The 15,116-nt window shown below is 59.6% G+C and carries 15 protein-coding genes and 1 pseudogene; 7 read left to right on the forward strand and 9 right to left on the reverse strand.

The features are described 5' to 3' along the window. Positions 1–26: 26 nt before the first annotated feature. Together ACYZT3_RS02775 and ACYZT3_RS02780 are read left to right on the forward strand one after the other, a co-directional pair. Positions 27–233: a hypothetical protein gene (locus tag ACYZT3_RS02775; protein WP_282379960.1), complete on the forward strand. Its 207-nt coding sequence runs from the start codon at positions 27–29 to the stop codon at positions 231–233. After that, a complete protein-coding gene (locus ACYZT3_RS02780) occupies positions 217–1,347 on the forward strand; it encodes a hypothetical protein (RefSeq protein ID WP_462031464.1) in 1,131 nt (376 codons plus the stop codon). Before ACYZT3_RS02775 ends, ACYZT3_RS02780 begins: the two co-directional genes overlap by 17 nt. Positions 1,348–1,447: 100 nt before the next feature. On the opposite strand, the gene ACYZT3_RS02785 is transcribed toward ACYZT3_RS02780, so the two are convergent. After that, on the reverse strand, positions 1,448–1,840 hold the full coding sequence (locus ACYZT3_RS02785; protein WP_282379957.1) for a DUF6124 family protein: 393 nt from the start codon (positions 1,838–1,840) through the stop codon (positions 1,448–1,450). 515 nt (positions 1,841–2,355) lie between these two features. Here ACYZT3_RS02785 and pip point away from each other — a divergent pair. The 4 genes from pip (at position 2,356) to mdoH (ending at position 8,469) form a co-directional block, all read left to right on the forward strand. Beyond that, on the forward strand, positions 2,356–3,327 hold the full coding sequence (gene pip / locus ACYZT3_RS02790) for a prolyl aminopeptidase (protein WP_462031465.1): 972 nt from the start codon (positions 2,356–2,358) through the stop codon (positions 3,325–3,327). Continuing rightward, the gene (dtd, locus tag ACYZT3_RS02795; RefSeq protein WP_282379955.1) at positions 3,324–3,761 is read left to right on the forward strand and encodes a D-aminoacyl-tRNA deacylase; all 438 of its coding nucleotides are present in this window, start codon (positions 3,324–3,326) and stop codon (positions 3,759–3,761) included. The genes pip and dtd overlap by 4 nt, the downstream gene beginning before the upstream one ends. Before the next feature lie 321 nt (positions 3,762–4,082). Continuing rightward, a complete protein-coding gene (locus ACYZT3_RS02800) occupies positions 4,083–5,906 on the forward strand; it encodes a glucan biosynthesis protein (protein ID WP_282379954.1) in 1,824 nt (607 codons plus the stop codon). Next, the gene (gene mdoH / locus ACYZT3_RS02805; RefSeq protein ID WP_462031466.1) at positions 5,899–8,469 is read left to right on the forward strand and encodes a glucans biosynthesis glucosyltransferase MdoH; all 2,571 of its coding nucleotides are present in this window, start codon (positions 5,899–5,901) and stop codon (positions 8,467–8,469) included. Before ACYZT3_RS02800 ends, mdoH begins: the two co-directional genes overlap by 8 nt. Positions 8,470–8,520: 51 nt before the next feature. Here mdoH and ACYZT3_RS02810 read toward each other — a convergent pair whose 3' ends face one another. Continuing rightward, a complete protein-coding gene (locus ACYZT3_RS02810) occupies positions 8,521–9,393 on the reverse strand; it encodes a methyl-accepting chemotaxis protein (RefSeq protein ID WP_462032331.1) in 873 nt (290 codons plus the stop codon). Beyond that, positions 9,379–10,458: pseudogene (locus ACYZT3_RS02815) on the reverse strand (methyl-accepting chemotaxis protein); the annotation flags it as partial. The gene ACYZT3_RS02810 and the pseudogene ACYZT3_RS02815, both read right to left, overlap by 15 nt. Positions 10,459–10,671: 213 nt before the next feature. Here ACYZT3_RS02815 and ACYZT3_RS02820 point away from each other — a divergent pair. Beyond that, on the forward strand, positions 10,672–11,730 hold the full coding sequence (locus ACYZT3_RS02820) for an IS110 family RNA-guided transposase (RefSeq protein ID WP_282383495.1): 1,059 nt from the start codon (positions 10,672–10,674) through the stop codon (positions 11,728–11,730). 397 nt (positions 11,731–12,127) lie between these two features. Here ACYZT3_RS02820 and ACYZT3_RS02825 read toward each other — a convergent pair whose 3' ends face one another. From ACYZT3_RS02825 to hisI, 6 genes are read right to left on the reverse strand one after another with little or no spacing between them, the layout of a single operon-like run. Continuing rightward, positions 12,128–12,835: a 16S rRNA (uracil(1498)-N(3))-methyltransferase gene (locus ACYZT3_RS02825; protein WP_462031467.1), complete on the reverse strand. Its 708-nt coding sequence runs from the start codon at positions 12,833–12,835 to the stop codon at positions 12,128–12,130. Then, positions 12,832–13,626, reverse strand: a complete 795-nt coding sequence (gene tatC / locus ACYZT3_RS02830) for a twin-arginine translocase subunit TatC (RefSeq protein ID WP_462031468.1) — start codon at positions 13,624–13,626, stop codon at positions 12,832–12,834. Before tatC ends, ACYZT3_RS02825 begins: the two co-directional genes overlap by 4 nt. Then, complete coding sequence (gene tatB / locus ACYZT3_RS02835) at positions 13,623–14,045, reverse strand: Sec-independent protein translocase protein TatB (protein WP_282379950.1); 423 nt, start codon at positions 14,043–14,045, stop codon at positions 13,623–13,625. The genes tatC and tatB overlap by 4 nt, the downstream gene beginning before the upstream one ends. Positions 14,046–14,055: 10 nt before the next feature. After that, the gene (locus ACYZT3_RS02840) at positions 14,056–14,334 is read right to left on the reverse strand and encodes a twin-arginine translocase TatA/TatE family subunit (RefSeq protein ID WP_462031469.1); all 279 of its coding nucleotides are present in this window, start codon (positions 14,332–14,334) and stop codon (positions 14,056–14,058) included. Positions 14,335–14,358: 24 nt separating this feature from the next. After that, the gene (locus tag ACYZT3_RS02845) at positions 14,359–14,691 is read right to left on the reverse strand and encodes a phosphoribosyl-ATP diphosphatase (RefSeq protein ID WP_008047820.1); all 333 of its coding nucleotides are present in this window, start codon (positions 14,689–14,691) and stop codon (positions 14,359–14,361) included. Then, on the reverse strand, positions 14,684–15,085 hold the full coding sequence (gene hisI / locus ACYZT3_RS02850; RefSeq protein ID WP_150796910.1) for a phosphoribosyl-AMP cyclohydrolase: 402 nt from the start codon (positions 15,083–15,085) through the stop codon (positions 14,684–14,686). Before hisI ends, ACYZT3_RS02845 begins: the two co-directional genes overlap by 8 nt. Positions 15,086–15,116: the final 31 nt, after the last annotated feature.

The raw sequence follows: 15,116 nt of genomic DNA on the forward strand, positions 1-15,116 counted from the left end.
GTTGTTTTTTCAATGTATTTGCTCCGATGTCCGAAACACTGGAGCTGGCCGTCTGCATACAGACCTTGAACACCAAGGGGGTGTGGGAATCGCTGACTGACGTCATTCGCCTTAACCCCCGTGCTGAGGGGCGTTTCCCTTCGTTGCCCCGTCAATCCGTCACCGAGCATCCGCCCCTGTTGCTGGTTGAAACCCATCTGCTGGAGCTGGCCGACCATGCCCACCAAGATTGATATTCCCATGTGTGCGCCGCATCTTGATCAACCTCGAAATGCAGGCGATGTCGAGCCGTTTCCAAGCGGAAGAATTACCTATCTCGCGCCTTTGCCGTTGCCGACACCGATGCCGCCGCATGGTCCGCATATCGGGGAGCTAAATGAGGTGTATATGGATTTTGGCTTGGGATCGCCCCAAGTGTTTTCATGGCAGCTCATATTAGGCGGGCCCTTCAGCGGAGCCTTCATGATCGCGTTCCTAATCCCGCCAGCAATTGGCTGCGTGGGCCTTATGTTCGGATATGACTTCGCATATACATGGGAATTTGTTATTGATTTATTCTTCGCCATCTATGGATATGCCTTAGTTACCGGCTTCTCCGCCTTAGCCATCCTCCTCTGCACTTGGCTCCACTATCACAACAAACGCGCGGCCATCATCCCCACCCGTTTCAACCGCCAACGCCGCGAAGTCTGCTTCATGCCCGAAAACGCCACCGAACCGCTCTTCGTCCCTTGGGAATCCCTATCCGCCTGGGTCATCGAAGCCCAAGGCTCCACCCAGTACGGCATCCACCGCCAGTACGGCATGGGCATCGGCTTCCAGCACGGCGAGACGCTGACCAGCGTCGAATTCCCTTGCTTCGGTCTTTCCCTGGCCATCAGCCACTGGGAAGCCATCCGCGGCTACATGGAATACGAAATCCACGACCTCAAATCCATCCAGGATCCGCTAGACCTGCAAGGCCCGAACGACCCGCCCCACGAAGGCCTGCACACCTTCCACAACGCCCGCGCGCGTATGCATCAGCAAATCCGCGACGGCCAACGTGGTCGAGTGTCCGGCTTCTTCTGGTACCTGTACCACGTGATGACGCTGTGGACGATTCCCAACCGCCTGACCGAATGGGAAGTCCGCCGCCTCCAGAAAATGGCCCCGCACGCCTTGCCCGAAGTGATGCGCCAATGGTCCGTGCCGCTGCCGAAGGAACAATGGGCCAAGCCGAGCGAAGAACTGCTGCGCCTGAGCGATCAGGTCCGCGCCCTGCACAAACGCCAACCGCGACGCCCGATTACCGAGATTTTTGCCGAGGTTCAACGTTTGAATCCGACGGACAAACGCCGCGCATGAGCTGTCCGTAATAAGCACCGACTTCCCGCGTAGCGGGTGAGCGGGATAAAAAATGGGCACGCCAACGAGGTTGGGTGCCCATTTTTTTATGCCTGACGAATCAGCTGACTCGATTTTGTTGCTTGGCGAAAATCGCCGCCATCTCGGGTTCATCCAGATGATCCAGCGTTCGCTCCACCAACAAATGCACGCCGTCAGCCATGCGGCTGAGCGCCAAGGCTACGGAGCGGCGGGAACCGTCCACATCGTCGGCGAGGTTGGCGGCGATGGCGCTGATGGACAGCAAATCTTCCGAGGCATTGGCGAGAAGGGTTTCAGGGTTGATGTCCGGGCAGACGCTGAAGAGCTGGCCGTTGCGTTTTGGTGGTTTGGGGTCGGCTGGCGGGAAGTGATGGTCGAGGGCGCGCTCGGCGGCTTCGTTGAGTTTGTTTGAATCAGGTTCGTATGGGGAGACCGGATCGGTATCCGGTGGGTTTGGTGTGACCTTGAACATATTCAATTCTCCAACAACGTGGAGCCGTCACCGAATCGCTGCTAAACGCAGGGTGGCAGCTGTGCGCAGGTTAGCAGACCGGTGGAGACGAATCCGGCGCGCCCGAGGGCGCCCTGCGCACAGCTACCATAAAGTGCAGGCATGAAATGACCTGACTGTCTGGATGCAGATGCGCTTCGTCAAGACGGACTGCTAAACCCGATCACTGATGGACAGTGACAGGAACCAAGTTACCGACCGACCCCAACGCGCACAAGCCGGCGGATTCTGGCGTAGCCGTAGGCAACGACGCAAGGGGTTGTAGCTTGCAGGAAGTAACCTTGAGGCGTTTTAAACAAACGCTGTCTAGCGGTGTTTAACTACCGAAATGTTGGCAAGAACGAGTCTGAAAAAACCGGCTGAAAAACTCTGACTCTGCAAGGCATGCTCATTGGCGTAATTCGGGTTTATGATGCCGGACGGCAGAATAATAGAAGTCCCCCCAGGGATGACCTCGACCCCATACGGAGCGCGCAATGCAGACTTTGTACCCGCAGATCAAACCCCACGCCCGGCACGATCTGGCCGTCGATGAAACCCACACACTGTATGTCGACGAAAGCGGTTCACCGAAAGGTTTGCCGGTAGTGTTCATCCACGGCGGCCCCGGCGCCGGGTGTGATGCCCAGAGCCGTCGGTATTTCGATCCGAACTTGTATCGCATTGTGACCTTCGATCAGCGCGGTTGCGGTCGTTCCACACCCCACGCAAACCTGGAAAACAACACTACCTGGGATCTGGTCGCCGACCTTGAGCGGATTCGCCAGCACCTTGGCATCGATAAATGGGTGTTGTTCGGCGGTTCGTGGGGTTCGACCTTGGCGCTTGCCTACGCGCAAACTCACCCGGAGCGTGTGCACGGTCTGATTCTGCGCGGGATTTTTCTCTGCCGCCCGCAGGAAATCGAATGGTTCTACCAGTGCGGCGCCAGTCGTCTGTTCCCCGATTACTGGCAGGACTACATCGCGCCCATCCCGCTGGACGAGCGCGACGACTTGCTGTCGGCTTTCCACAAACGCCTGACCGGCAACGATCAGATCGCCCAGATGCATGCGGCCAAAGCCTGGTCCACGTGGGAAGGCCGGACCGCCACCCTGCGCCCGAACCCGCTGGTGGTCGATCGCTTCTCCGAGCCTCAGCGCGCGCTGTCGATTGCCCGTATCGAATGTCACTACTTCACCAACAATGCGTTCCTTGAGCCGAACCAGCTGATCCGCGACATGGGCAAGATCGCTCATTTGCCCGGCGTGATCGTCCATGGTCGCTACGACGTGATCTGCCCGTTGGATAACGCCTGGGAATTGCACCAGAACTGGCCGAACAGTGAGTTGCAGGTCATCCGCGATGCTGGCCATGCCGCCTCCGAACCGGGCATTACTGATGCACTGGTTCGCGCCGCCGATCAGATGGCCCGGCGTCTGCTCGACCTGGCCCCTGAAGAAGCATGAAGGGCCTGCTGCAACGTGTGCGTGGCGCGCGAGTCGAGGTAGCGGGGGAGGTGGTGGGTGCCGTCGATCAGGGTTTGCTGGTGTTGGTCGCGGTAGAGCCTGAGGATACACGGGCCAGCGCCGACAAACTTCTGCATAAGCTGCTTAACTATCGTGTGTTCAGTGACGCCGAGGGCAAGATGAATCTGTCCCTGGCGGATGTCGGTGGCGGGTTGCTGCTGGTCTCACAGTTCACCCTGGCCGCCGATACCAGGAACGGGTTACGTCCGAGTTTTTCGACCGCTGCCCCTCCGGCGCTGGGCGAGGCGCTTTTTGACTATCTATTAGGGAAAGCGAAACAGGTGCATGGCACTGTGGCATCAGGTAGATTCGGCGCGGATATGCAGGTGCACCTGGTCAACGATGGCCCGGTAACCTTCCTGTTACAGACCTGAAAGCGCTTGAAACATCTTTTTAAGGGCTTTTCGACTGAAAACAGGCGTTTTTCGCGATAAATACTTTGTTGCCCCTGATGCGTTGTAACGCGGCCTACTAGATAATCGCGCGCTACGGGGATCAGCGTTCGTTGGTCCATTTTGACTTAGGTAGAGACTTGTCCTGGACCGTTTGGGGAATCATTTAGTCCCATCGGAGTCGGAATAATGCTCGCCAACTTGGCAAGAGTGGTCTGTAGGGTCGGTTTTTCCACACCGCACCCCGCACAGGCACTTTAACTGGCCGTTGGTTTTTTGATCTGTTTTCGGCGAGGGTTGCTCGTGATTGTTAGTCCCTGTAATGCACCAAAATTGTCTGCCAAACGGTTACGAAGCGCTCTGGTAGCGGGCTCTGCACTGCTCTGCCTGCTCAGCGCCGGTCAGCTTTGGGCATTCAATCTGGATGATGTATCGGTCAAGGCAAAAGAGCTGGCCGGGCAGAAATACGAAGCTCCGCGCAGTAACCTGCCGAACGAGTTCCGCGAGATGAAATTCGCGGACTATCAAAAAATTCGCTTTCTGACCGAAAAAGCCGAGTGGGCCGATCAGAAAACCCCGTTCAAGCTGTCGTTCTATCACCAGGGTATGCATTTCGATACGCCGGTGAAAATCAACGAAGTCACGGCTAACACGGTCGAAGAGATCAAATACGACCCAAGTCGGTTCGATTTTGGCGACGTAAAGTTCGATCCTAAAGCCACCGAACAACTGGGTTATGCCGGTTTCCGTGTGCTGTACCCGGTCAACAAGGCCGACAAGCAAGACGAAATCATGACCATGCTCGGCGCGAGTTATTTCCGCGTTGTCGGCAAGGGTCACACCTATGGCTTGTCCGCTCGCGGCATGGCCATTGATACCGCTTTGCCGTCCGGCGAAGAATTCCCGCGTTTCACCGAGTTCTGGATTCAACAGCCAAAACCCGGTGACAAGCACCTGGTGATCTTTGCTCTGCTGGATTCGCCACGGGCGACTGGTGCGTATCGCCTGACCCTGCGTCCGGGCAGCGACACCGTTGTCGACGTCAAGGCCAAAATGTTCCTGCGTGACAAAGTCACCAAGCTTGGCGTTGCGCCGCTGACCAGCATGTTCCTGTTCGGCGCCAATCAGCCGTCGAAAGTGCTCAACTACCGTCGCGAACTGCACGACTCCAGCGGTCTGTCGATCCATGCCGGCAATGGCGAGTGGATCTGGCGTCCACTGAATAACCCGAAACACCTGTCGGTGAGCAACTTCGCCATCGAGAACCCGCGTGGCTTCGGCTTGCTGCAACGTGGCCGCGACTTCAGCCACTATGAAGACCTCGACGACCGCTATGACAAGCGTCCAAGTGCCTGGATCGAACCAGAAGGCGATTGGGGCAAGGGGTCCGTCGATCTGGTCGAGATTCCGACTGCCGATGAAACCAACGACAATATCGTTGCGTTCTGGAGTCCGGAAAAGCTGCCTGAGCCTGGCCAGCCGCTAGACGTCGCTTATCGCATGCACTGGACCATCGACGAAGCCGCACTTCACGCACCGGACAGCGCCTGGGTCCAACAAACCCTGCGCTCCACGGGTGACGTGAAACAGTCCAATCTGATCCGTCAGCCGGACGGCAGCGTTGCCTATCTAGTGGACTTCGAAGGTCCGTCCCTTGCAGCACTGCCGGAAACTGCGGACGTTCGCAGCCAGGTCAGCGTTGGCGAGAATGCCGAGCTGGTCGAGAACAGCGTACGTTACAACCCTGAAACCAAGGGCTGGCGCCTGACCCTGCGGATGAAAATCAAGGATCCGGGCAAACCTACCGAGATGCGTGCTGCACTGGTCAAGAACATCGTGACTGCCGACCTGGCCAAAATATCGCTACCCGCGTCCAATTCTTCCGTCGCCAAGGCCGACAAGGTTGCCGCCAAGCAACAAGAGAAGATGGATAAGGAAGCCAAGGAAGCCAAGCAAGCTGAAGCCAAACAAGCCGAGGCCAAGCCGGCCGTAGATTCCAAGGACAAGGACAACAAAGACGCCAAGCAGCCAGTCGCTGCCGACGCGGCCCCAGCCACACCGGAATCGGCACCGACTGAAGAAGTCCTGACCGAGACCTGGAGCTACCAGTTGCCTGCCGATGAGTAATTCTCAAGTACAGCCAGAGACTCTTGCCGAGTATCTGGCGCATCTGCCAATGACCGACGAGCAGCGCGCGGAACTCGCGGGCTGCAAGTCTTTCAGCGAGCTGCACCAGCGTCTGTCGTCCTCGACGTTCGATGCACCGACCGAGGCTGCGCAAGCCTCGGTGGGCCGTCGTCTGACCCTGAACACCGCTGAAGAACTGGAAGAAGCGGAAATGCTGGTGCTCGACGCCAGCGGTCGGGTTTGCCTCCGGGCAACACCGCCGATCCGCCGGACCAAAGTCGTGCCCGAGCCGTGGCGCACCAACATTCTGGTGCGGGGCTGGCGGCGTCTGACCGGTCGCAAGAATCCACCGGCCCCGCCGAAAGACGAGAACGTGCTGCCAGCGGCTCGCTGGCGCACTGTCGGTTCGATCCGCCGCTACATTCTGCTGGTATTGATGCTCGGTCAGACCATCGTTGCTGGCTGGTACATGAAAGGCATCATGCCTTACCAGGGCTGGTCGTTCGTCGACCTGAACGAAGTCCTGCATCAGCCGTTCCTGCAAACCGTCACGCAAGTCCTGCCCTATGCACTGCAAACCAGCATCCTGATTCTGTTCGGGATTCTGTTCTGCTGGGTATCGGCCGGTTTCTGGACCGCGTTGATGGGCTTTCTGGAGCTGCTCACCGGTCACGACAAATACCGCATTTCCGGTAAAAGCGCCGGCAACGAGCCGATCCCCAGGGACGCTCGCACCGCACTGGTGATGCCGATCTGCAACGAAGACGTGCCACGGGTGTTTGCCGGTTTGCGGGCGACCTTCGAGTCGGTTGCGGCCACGGGTAACCTGGATCGCTTCGACTTCTTTGTCCTCAGCGACAGCAACGATGCCGATATCTGCGTTGCCGAGCAACAAGCCTGGCTGGACGTCTGCCGTGAAGCCAAGGGCTTCGGCAAGATTTTCTATCGCCGCCGTCGCCGTCGCGTTAAACGTAAAAGCGGCAACCTCGACGACTTCTGCCGTCGTTGGGGCGGTGACTACAAGTACATGGTCGTGCTCGACGCGGACTCTGTGATGAGCGGTGACTGCCTGACCAGTCTGGTGCGCTTGATGGAAGCCACGCCGGACGCCGGGATCATCCAGACCGCGCCGCGCGCTTCGGGCATGGACACGCTGTATGCACGCATGCAGCAGTTTGCGACCCGTGTGTACGGTCCGCTGTTTACCGCCGGTCTGCACTTCTGGCAGTTGGGCGAATCCCATTACTGGGGCCACAACGCGATCATCCGCATGAAGCCGTTCATTGAGCACTGCGCCTTGGCGCCGTTGCCGGGTAAAGGCGCGTTTGCCGGTGCAATTCTGTCCCACGACTTCGTCGAAGCTGCGCTCATGCGCCGTGCCGGCTGGGGCGTGTGGATTGCCTATGACTTGCCGGGCAGCTACGAAGAATTACCGCCGAACCTGCTGGACGAACTCAAGCGTGACCGTCGCTGGTGTCACGGCAACCTGATGAACTTCCGGCTGTTCCTGGTCAAGGGTATGCACCCGGTGCACCGTGCAGTGTTCCTGACGGGCGTGATGTCTTACTTGTCGGCGCCGTTGTGGTTCTTCTTCCTCGTGCTGTCGACGGCGCTGCTGGCGGTCAACACGCTGATGGAGCCGCAGTACTTCCTTGAGCCACGTCAGCTCTATCCGCTGTGGCCACAATGGCACCCGGACAAGGCGATCGCGCTGTTCTCGACCACCGTCGTGCTGCTGTTCCTGCCGAAGTTGTTGAGCATCATCCTGATCTGGGCCAAGGGCGCGAAAGAGTTCGGTGGCAAGTTCAAGGTGACCCTGTCGATGCTGCTGGAGATGCTGTTCTCCATGCTGCTGGCGCCGGTGCGGATGATTTTCCACACCCGTTTCGTCCTCGCCGCGTTCCTTGGTTGGGCCGCGACCTGGAACTCGCCACAACGTGACGACGATTCCACGCCCTGGAGCGAAGCGGTAAAACGCCATGGCCCGCAAACTTTGCTGGGCTTCTTCTGGGCCCTGCTGGTGATCTGGCTGAACCCGAGCTTTCTCTGGTGGCTGGTGCCGATCGTCGGTTCGTTGATGCTGTCGATTCCGGTGTCGGTGATCTCCAGTCGAGTCGGCCTGGGCCTCAAGTCCCGTGACGAAAGCCTGTTCCTGATCCCTGAGGAATACAATCCGCCACAGGCATTGCTGGCTACCGACCAGTACACCCACGAAAACCGTTGGCATGCACTGAGCGACGGCTTCATCCGGGCAGTGGTCGACCCACAGCAGAACGCTTTGGCGTGCTCGCTGGCGACGTCCCGTCACCGTCAGGCCGAACCGATCGAGTGGCTGCGGATCGAACGGGTTCGTCATGCGCTGAAAGCCGGGCCTGAAGGTCTGAACAACAATGAGCGCGTGGAACTGCTCAGTGACCCGGTGGCATTGGGTCGTCTGCATGAGCAGATCTGGAACGAAGGTCACCCCGCGTGGCTGGAGGCGTGGCGTAAATCGGTGAAGGCCGATCCCCATGCGCCGCTGTTGCCGCTCAAGCCGCTGAGCGTGCAACCTCAGTTGGCCTAACGAAAAACCCCGCGAAAGCGGGGTTTTTTTTACGCTGATCAGCCCGGCCGATTAAACCTTGAACCTGCCCACCAGCGTCTGCAGATGCGTCCCCAGCCGCGCCAGCTCGACGCTGGAGGCCGCGGTCTCTTCACTGGCTGCCGAGGTCTGCTCGGATACGTCGCGCACGTTCAGCACGCTGCGGTTGATCTCTTCGGCCACCGCGCTCTGCTGTTCGGCGGCTGCAGCAATCTGCTGGTTCATCGACTGAATCGCCGAGACGGTGCGGGTGATGCTTTCCAGTGAGCCACCGGCGCGGCGGGTCAGTTCGACGCTGCTGTCGGTCAGGCTGCGGCTGTTGTCCATGATGGTCGCCACTTGCTGAGTACCGGTTTGCAGGCCGACGATCAGCTCTTCGATTTCTTCGGTGGACTTCTGGGTGCGCTGGGCCAGGCTGCGGACTTCGTCGGCGACCACCGCAAAACCACGTCCGGCCTCGCCGGCACGGGCGGCCTCGATGGCGGCGTTGAGGGCCAGCAGGTTGGTTTGCTGGGCCACGGATTTGATCACGTCGAGCACGCTGCCGATCTTGTCGCTTTCGCGTTTGAGATGAGCCATGGCCTCGGTGGAGTTGCCGACTTCTTTGGCCAGACGCTCGATCTGGGCGATGGCTTCGCCGACCACTTTGTCACCTTCGCGGGCCTGCTGGTCGGCGGCGACGGCGGCTTCGGACGCTTCTTCGGCGTTACGCGCGACTTCCTGCACGGTGGCGGTCATTTCGTTCATGGCGGTGGCCACTTGGTCGGTCTCGATCTTCTGGCTGTTGACCCCGGCGCGGGTCTGCTCAGTGACGGCCGACAGCTCTTCAGCGGCGCTGGCGATTTGCGTGACGCCGTTACTGATGCCACCGATCAACTCGCGCAGGCCCAGGGTCATGCTCTGCATGGCGCGCTGTAGCTGGCCGAGTTCGTCCTGACGCTCAGAGATAAGGTTCTGGGTCAGGTCGCCAGCAGCAACGCGCTCCGCCACTTTGAGGGTCTGGCTCAGGGGAATCACGATCTGACGCGTGATGGCCCAAGCGGCAAGCAGGCCGAAGGCGAGCGCCAGGACGGTGGCCATCAGCAGCAGATTTTTGGCGTGCGCGGCGTCGGTGTCACGGACGATGGTTTGCGACACGGTGAGTTTTTTGCTGGTGTCGCGCAGGATTTGGCCTTGATCGGCCATGCGTTTGAGGGCTGCGGCGCTGGCGACCTGAGAGTCGCGGAACTGGCTGACGGCGGCGCGGTAGGCTTTCAGCGAATCCGTAGCGTGCTGCAGGTGGGCAATGTGCTGTTCCGGCAGCTTGGAGGGCAGGCTTTCGAGGTTTTTCAGCGCGTTGTCGATGGCGTCCAGAGCGGGTTGCTCGGCCTCGGTTTTTCCGCTGTAGGTATAACCGCGAACCTGGAAGCGCGCTTGCTGGATCAGCTTGCTCAGGTCGATCACGCTGTTGAAATCGGCGACGCTGTCACCTTGCAGCATGGATTTTTCGACTTCGGCGACACGGGCCACGGCGTTGTCGGCGGTGGCGCCGAGTTTGCCGCGGGCGTCTTCGCGGATGACTCCGGCCTGGGTCATGGCGGTGAAGGCGTGTTTATACTCACTGACGGCGGCCAGTTGTTGGTCGATCATGGCTATGTCGGCCGGTTGTTCGATCAACGTGCGCGCGGTTTTCAGGCCGGTATCGAGTTGGCCAAGCAGGTCGTTGACCGCACCGGGGCCTTGTTCGCCACGACGTATTTCGTAATCCAGGCGGGCCAGGCGCAGGTCTTTGGCCAGGTCATTGAGGCTGGCAATAAACCCCAGCTTATCGCCGCGACTCATCACGCCGCTCAGCCCGGTCCAGCCGGTGAAAGTGATCAATAAGGTAAGAAGCAGCACCAGACCGAAGCCGATACCCAGTTTGCGATTGACGCTGACGTTCCCCAGTTTCTCGGCTATCCATCGGTACATGCTGCAACTCCCTGGAACCATTCGTTGGTTTTATGGAGACTGTATCGGCAGGCAGGTGAGATTCTATAGGCGCTGTGGGCACAGACCTCCGGTGAACGCGTTCCCTGTAATTGGATGGACTCGCCCAAGCCGAGGCGTCAATGCGCCACGGTGGCAGTCTAAACAGCCAACGACAGCGAGGGCGAGTCCATGAAAAAGCATACTTCGATTGATCAATCCCTGTCTTCTTCCGATTTGTCGGCCTGCACAACTGTGGCGGTCGATCTGGCCAAGCAGGTCTTTCAGGTCGCCGGTGAAGACGTCTTCGGCCAGGTGCACTACGAGCGACGGATCAAGTCGCGCGAGGCGTTTTATGAGTTTCTCCGCCAGTTGCCGCCTCATGTCGTGGTTCTGATGGAGACCGGTCCGGGTGCTCAAGCCTGGGCCCGGCAGTTGCAAGAGCAAGGCAATCTGGCGCGGATTCTTCCAGCCGGTTTGGTGGCCACCCATCGCAGCGGGCCTAAAAATGATCGCAACGATGCGCTGGCGATTCTGCGGGCTGGTCGCGATGAAAAGATCTACGCAGTGCCGGTCAAAAGCGTTGCGGCGCTGGCAATGCAGGCGTTGCATCGCGCCCGCCAAGGCTATGTGCGTCGACGCACGGCGGTGAGTAATCAGATGCGCGGCCTGCTGCTCGAGCACGGCGTGGCCTTGGCGCAGGGCGATGTTGCGATCAGCCAGAAAATTCCGCGGGTACTGGAAGATGCCACCCAGCCGGTGCCGGGCCTGCTGCGTGAACTGATCGACGAACTGTTGGCCGAGTGGCGCCATTTGGGCGAACGCATCAGCGTGCTGACGGGGCGCCTGGAAGTGGCCGCCAACGCCGACATGACGGCGAAGCGACTGATGACTGTGCGCGGCATCGGCCCAGTCACTGCCACGGCACTGGTGGCCAAGGAAACCAAGCCTGAGCGATTTCCCAATGCCCGCAAGTTTGCCGCGTACTTTGGCATGGTGCCTGACCAGCACAGCAGCGGGCAGACGGTCCGGCTGGGGGACATGACCAAGCGAGGCGATGTTTATTTACGCAGCCTGATGATCCAGGGAGCTCATGCGGTACTGCAACAACTACGACCTGATTCCCAGCAACCCGATGACCGCCGCTTGTTGCGCTGGATGAGCCGACTGGGCCGTAAGGAGGCTGCGGTCAGGTTAGCCAACCGCAACCTGCGAATCGTCTGGGTGCTTCTACAGAATGACCAGACTTATCGTCGCCAGGCTGGTGATGGCCAGCAAGCGACGATGAGCCACTGAGCGACAGAGTTCTGCCACCGAGGTACTAACTGTCCGGCCCTTTGCTGAAAAAAAATTGACCCCAGGTAAGACCGGCGTGGATTGATGCCTTAGCTGCTACTGGCCTTCGAGGCCTGACTGTAATCGGCATACCACGAGCTCTTCCAATTTTGGCCAGAAGCCGAAGACGGTTTCCTCGAATAGGCCTAATACATAGATGCAACGGGGCGGCGGTTTTTCAAAAGCGGGTAGACAGTGGGGGCGAGTCCATACATAGCAGCTGGCGAAGCCTGCGTTCGGCTGCGAAGCAGTCGTGAAATCCGGCACCAGGTCTTTCAGGTTGGTCGCGTGTAACTGTTTGACGACTGCTTCGCAGCCGAACGCAGGCTTCGCCAGCTGCTACAGGTAGTGTTTAGCCTTAGAAAAGGCGTGCGAGCAGCGCAGTGACGGCGGTTTCGACCCGCAGGATGCGGTCGCCGAGCTGCACCGGTTGCAGGCCGGCCTTGCCCAGCAGGTCGATTTCGTACGGAATCCAGCCGCCTTCGGGGCCGATGGCCAGGGTCACCGGTTCGTCCAGGCCACGGGGGCAGGGCGGGTAATTGCCGGGGTGGCCGACCAGGCCGAGGGTGCCATCGGTGATCGCCGGCAGACGGTCCTCGACGAACGGCTTGAAGCGCTTCTCGATAACGATTTCCGGCAGCACGCTGTCCCGGGCCTGTTCTAGGCCGAGGATCAGTTGCTCGCGAATTGCCTCGGGCTCCAGGAACGGGGTTTGCCAGAAGCTCTTCTCGACGCGATAGCTGTTCACCAGCACGATTCGCGGCACACCCATGGCCGCCACGGTCTGAAACACCCTACGGAGCATTTTCGGGCGTGGCAGGGCCAGCACCAGGGTCAGTGGCAGCTTGGCCGGTGCTGGCTGGTCGAGGGTGACGCGCAACTCGGCTTCATCAGCGTCCAGACGCAGCAACTCGGCCGAGCCCATCAGTCCGCCGATGCGCCCGACCCGCAGGCTGTCGCCGACAACGGAGCGGTGGACTTCCTGCATGTGAGTCAACCGGCGATCGCGCAGGATCACCCGGTCGGCCGCAATGAAATCGGCTTCTTCGAGAAGCAGCAGGTTCACGGTTGAGTCGCTGGCGGCTGGTCGTTGTTATCGTCGGCCGGTTGGTCGTCCGGGTGCTCGCCGCGCTTGCTGATCAGGCTGCCGAACAGGATGCCGATTTCGAACAGCAGCCACATCGGTACGGCCAACAGCGTCTGCGAGAAGATGTCCGGCGGCGTCAGGATCATGCCGACCACGAAGCAGCCGATGACCACATACGGGCGGATCTTCTTCAGGTACTTAACGTCGACCACGCCGATCCATACCAGCAGCACCACGGCCACCGGGATCTCGAACGCCACGCCGAAGGCAAAGAACAGCGTCATTACGAAATCGAGGTAGCTGGCGATGTCGGTCATCATTTCCACACCGGCCGGGGTGGCTGCGGCGAAGAATTGGAAGATCAACGGGAACACCAGGTAATAGGCGAACGCCATGCCGGTGTAGAACAGGAGGATGCTGGACATCAGCAGCGGCACCGCAATGCGTTTCTCATGCTTGTACAGACCTGGCGCGATGAAGCCCCAGATCTGATGCAGGATCACCGGGATCGCGAGGAACAGCGAAACCATCATGGTCAGCTTCAGCGGCGTCAGGAACGGTGACGACACGTCGGTGGCGATCATCGTCGCGCCCACTGGCAGGTACTGACGCAGCGGCGTGGAGACGAAGGTATAAATCTGCTGGGTGAAGGCAAACAACCCGGCGAAGATGATAAAGATCGCTGCTACGCAACGCAGCAGGCGAGTACGCAACTCGGTGAGGTGCGAAACCAGCGGCATGTGCTGGTCATTTTCGGGGAGATCGCTCATGGGGCTCGCGGCGGCAATGTTGGGTCATGAGGGGCCGGCGCAACAGGCGCAGCCGCAGGCGTAACAGGTTCTACTGGAGGCGCTGCGACAACAGGCGCAGGCTCGGCGGCTGGAGCATGAATCGTCTGCTCCACCACAGGTTCAACCGGCTGAACCGGCGTCGGCTCCTGCTGAGTCGGCGTGAAAATCTTCCGCGCCTCCTGCTCCAGCGACAGAATGTGCTCGTTGTGCAGTTGCCGACGAATCTCGTCGGCACCGATTTCACGTTCAACTTCCTGTTTGATCGCGTTGAAGCTGCGCTTCAGACGACCGACCCACAGGCCGGCGGTGCGCGCAGCACCTGGCAGACGCTCGGGGCCCAGCACCAGCAGGGCCACAAGGCCGACGAGCAGCAGTTCAGGGAAGCTGATACCAAACATTAGTCAGTGCTCACACGTCTTTGCGGATCGGCTCTTCGACTTTTTGCGCCTGCACGTCGATGGTGTGCGGCGGGTTCACGGACTGTGTGGTCTGTGGCTGAGCGGGTGGAACCGGTTGGGCCGGTGTTACCGTCGGGTCAACTGGCTTGTCTTCATCGTTCATGGCTTTGCGAAAGCCCTTGATCGACTCACCCACGTCAGTGCCGAGGTTTTTCAGTTTTTTGGTGCCGAATACCAGCACGACAACAATCAGGATGACGATCCAGTGTTTCCAGTCAAAAATGCCCATGTTGCTGCTCCTCTCTAATAGTGTTCAGGCGGACGGACGCGAGGCTTTCTCGGCGTGTCCGGACAGACCGAAACGACGGTCCAGTTCATCGAGCACAGCCTGTGGATGCTGCCCCAGTTGGGCAAGCATGACCATGCTGTGGAACCACAAATCGGCGGTTTCGTAGATCACATCGCTGCAGTCACCGCTGATGGCGGCATCCTTGGCGGCAATGATGGTTTCGACCGACTCTTCGCCGACTTTTTCCAGAATCTTGTTCAGGCCCTTGTGGTATAGGCTGGCGACATACGAGCTGTCGGCAGCGGCGCCTTTGCGCTCTTCCAGTACCTCGGCCAGACGGGTCAGAGTGTCACTCATGGGTGTGTCCTGCGGAATAGATAGCGTGCGGGTCTTTCAGAACCGGGTCGACGGTTGTCCAGTCGCCATTCTCGAAGACGCGGTAGAAGCAGCTCTGACGGCCGGTATGACAGGCGATGTCGCCGATCTGCTCGACCATCAGGATGATGACGTCGGCGTCACAGTCCAGGCGCATCTCATGCAGGGTCTGCACGTGGCCGGACTCTTCGCCCTTGCGCCACAGTTTGCCACGCGAGCGTGACCAGTAAATGGCGCGGTTCTCGGCAGCGGTCAGTTCCAGCGCTTCACGGTTCATCCAGGCCATCATCAGGACGCGCCCGGTCTTGTGATCCTGGGCAATCGCCGGCACCAGGCCATCAGCGTCCCACTTGATCTCGTCCAGCCAGTTTTTCATCTTCGACTCCGATGCAGGCCCACACTTCATG

It is taken from the genome of Pseudomonas sp. MDT1-16, assembly GCF_054898115.1.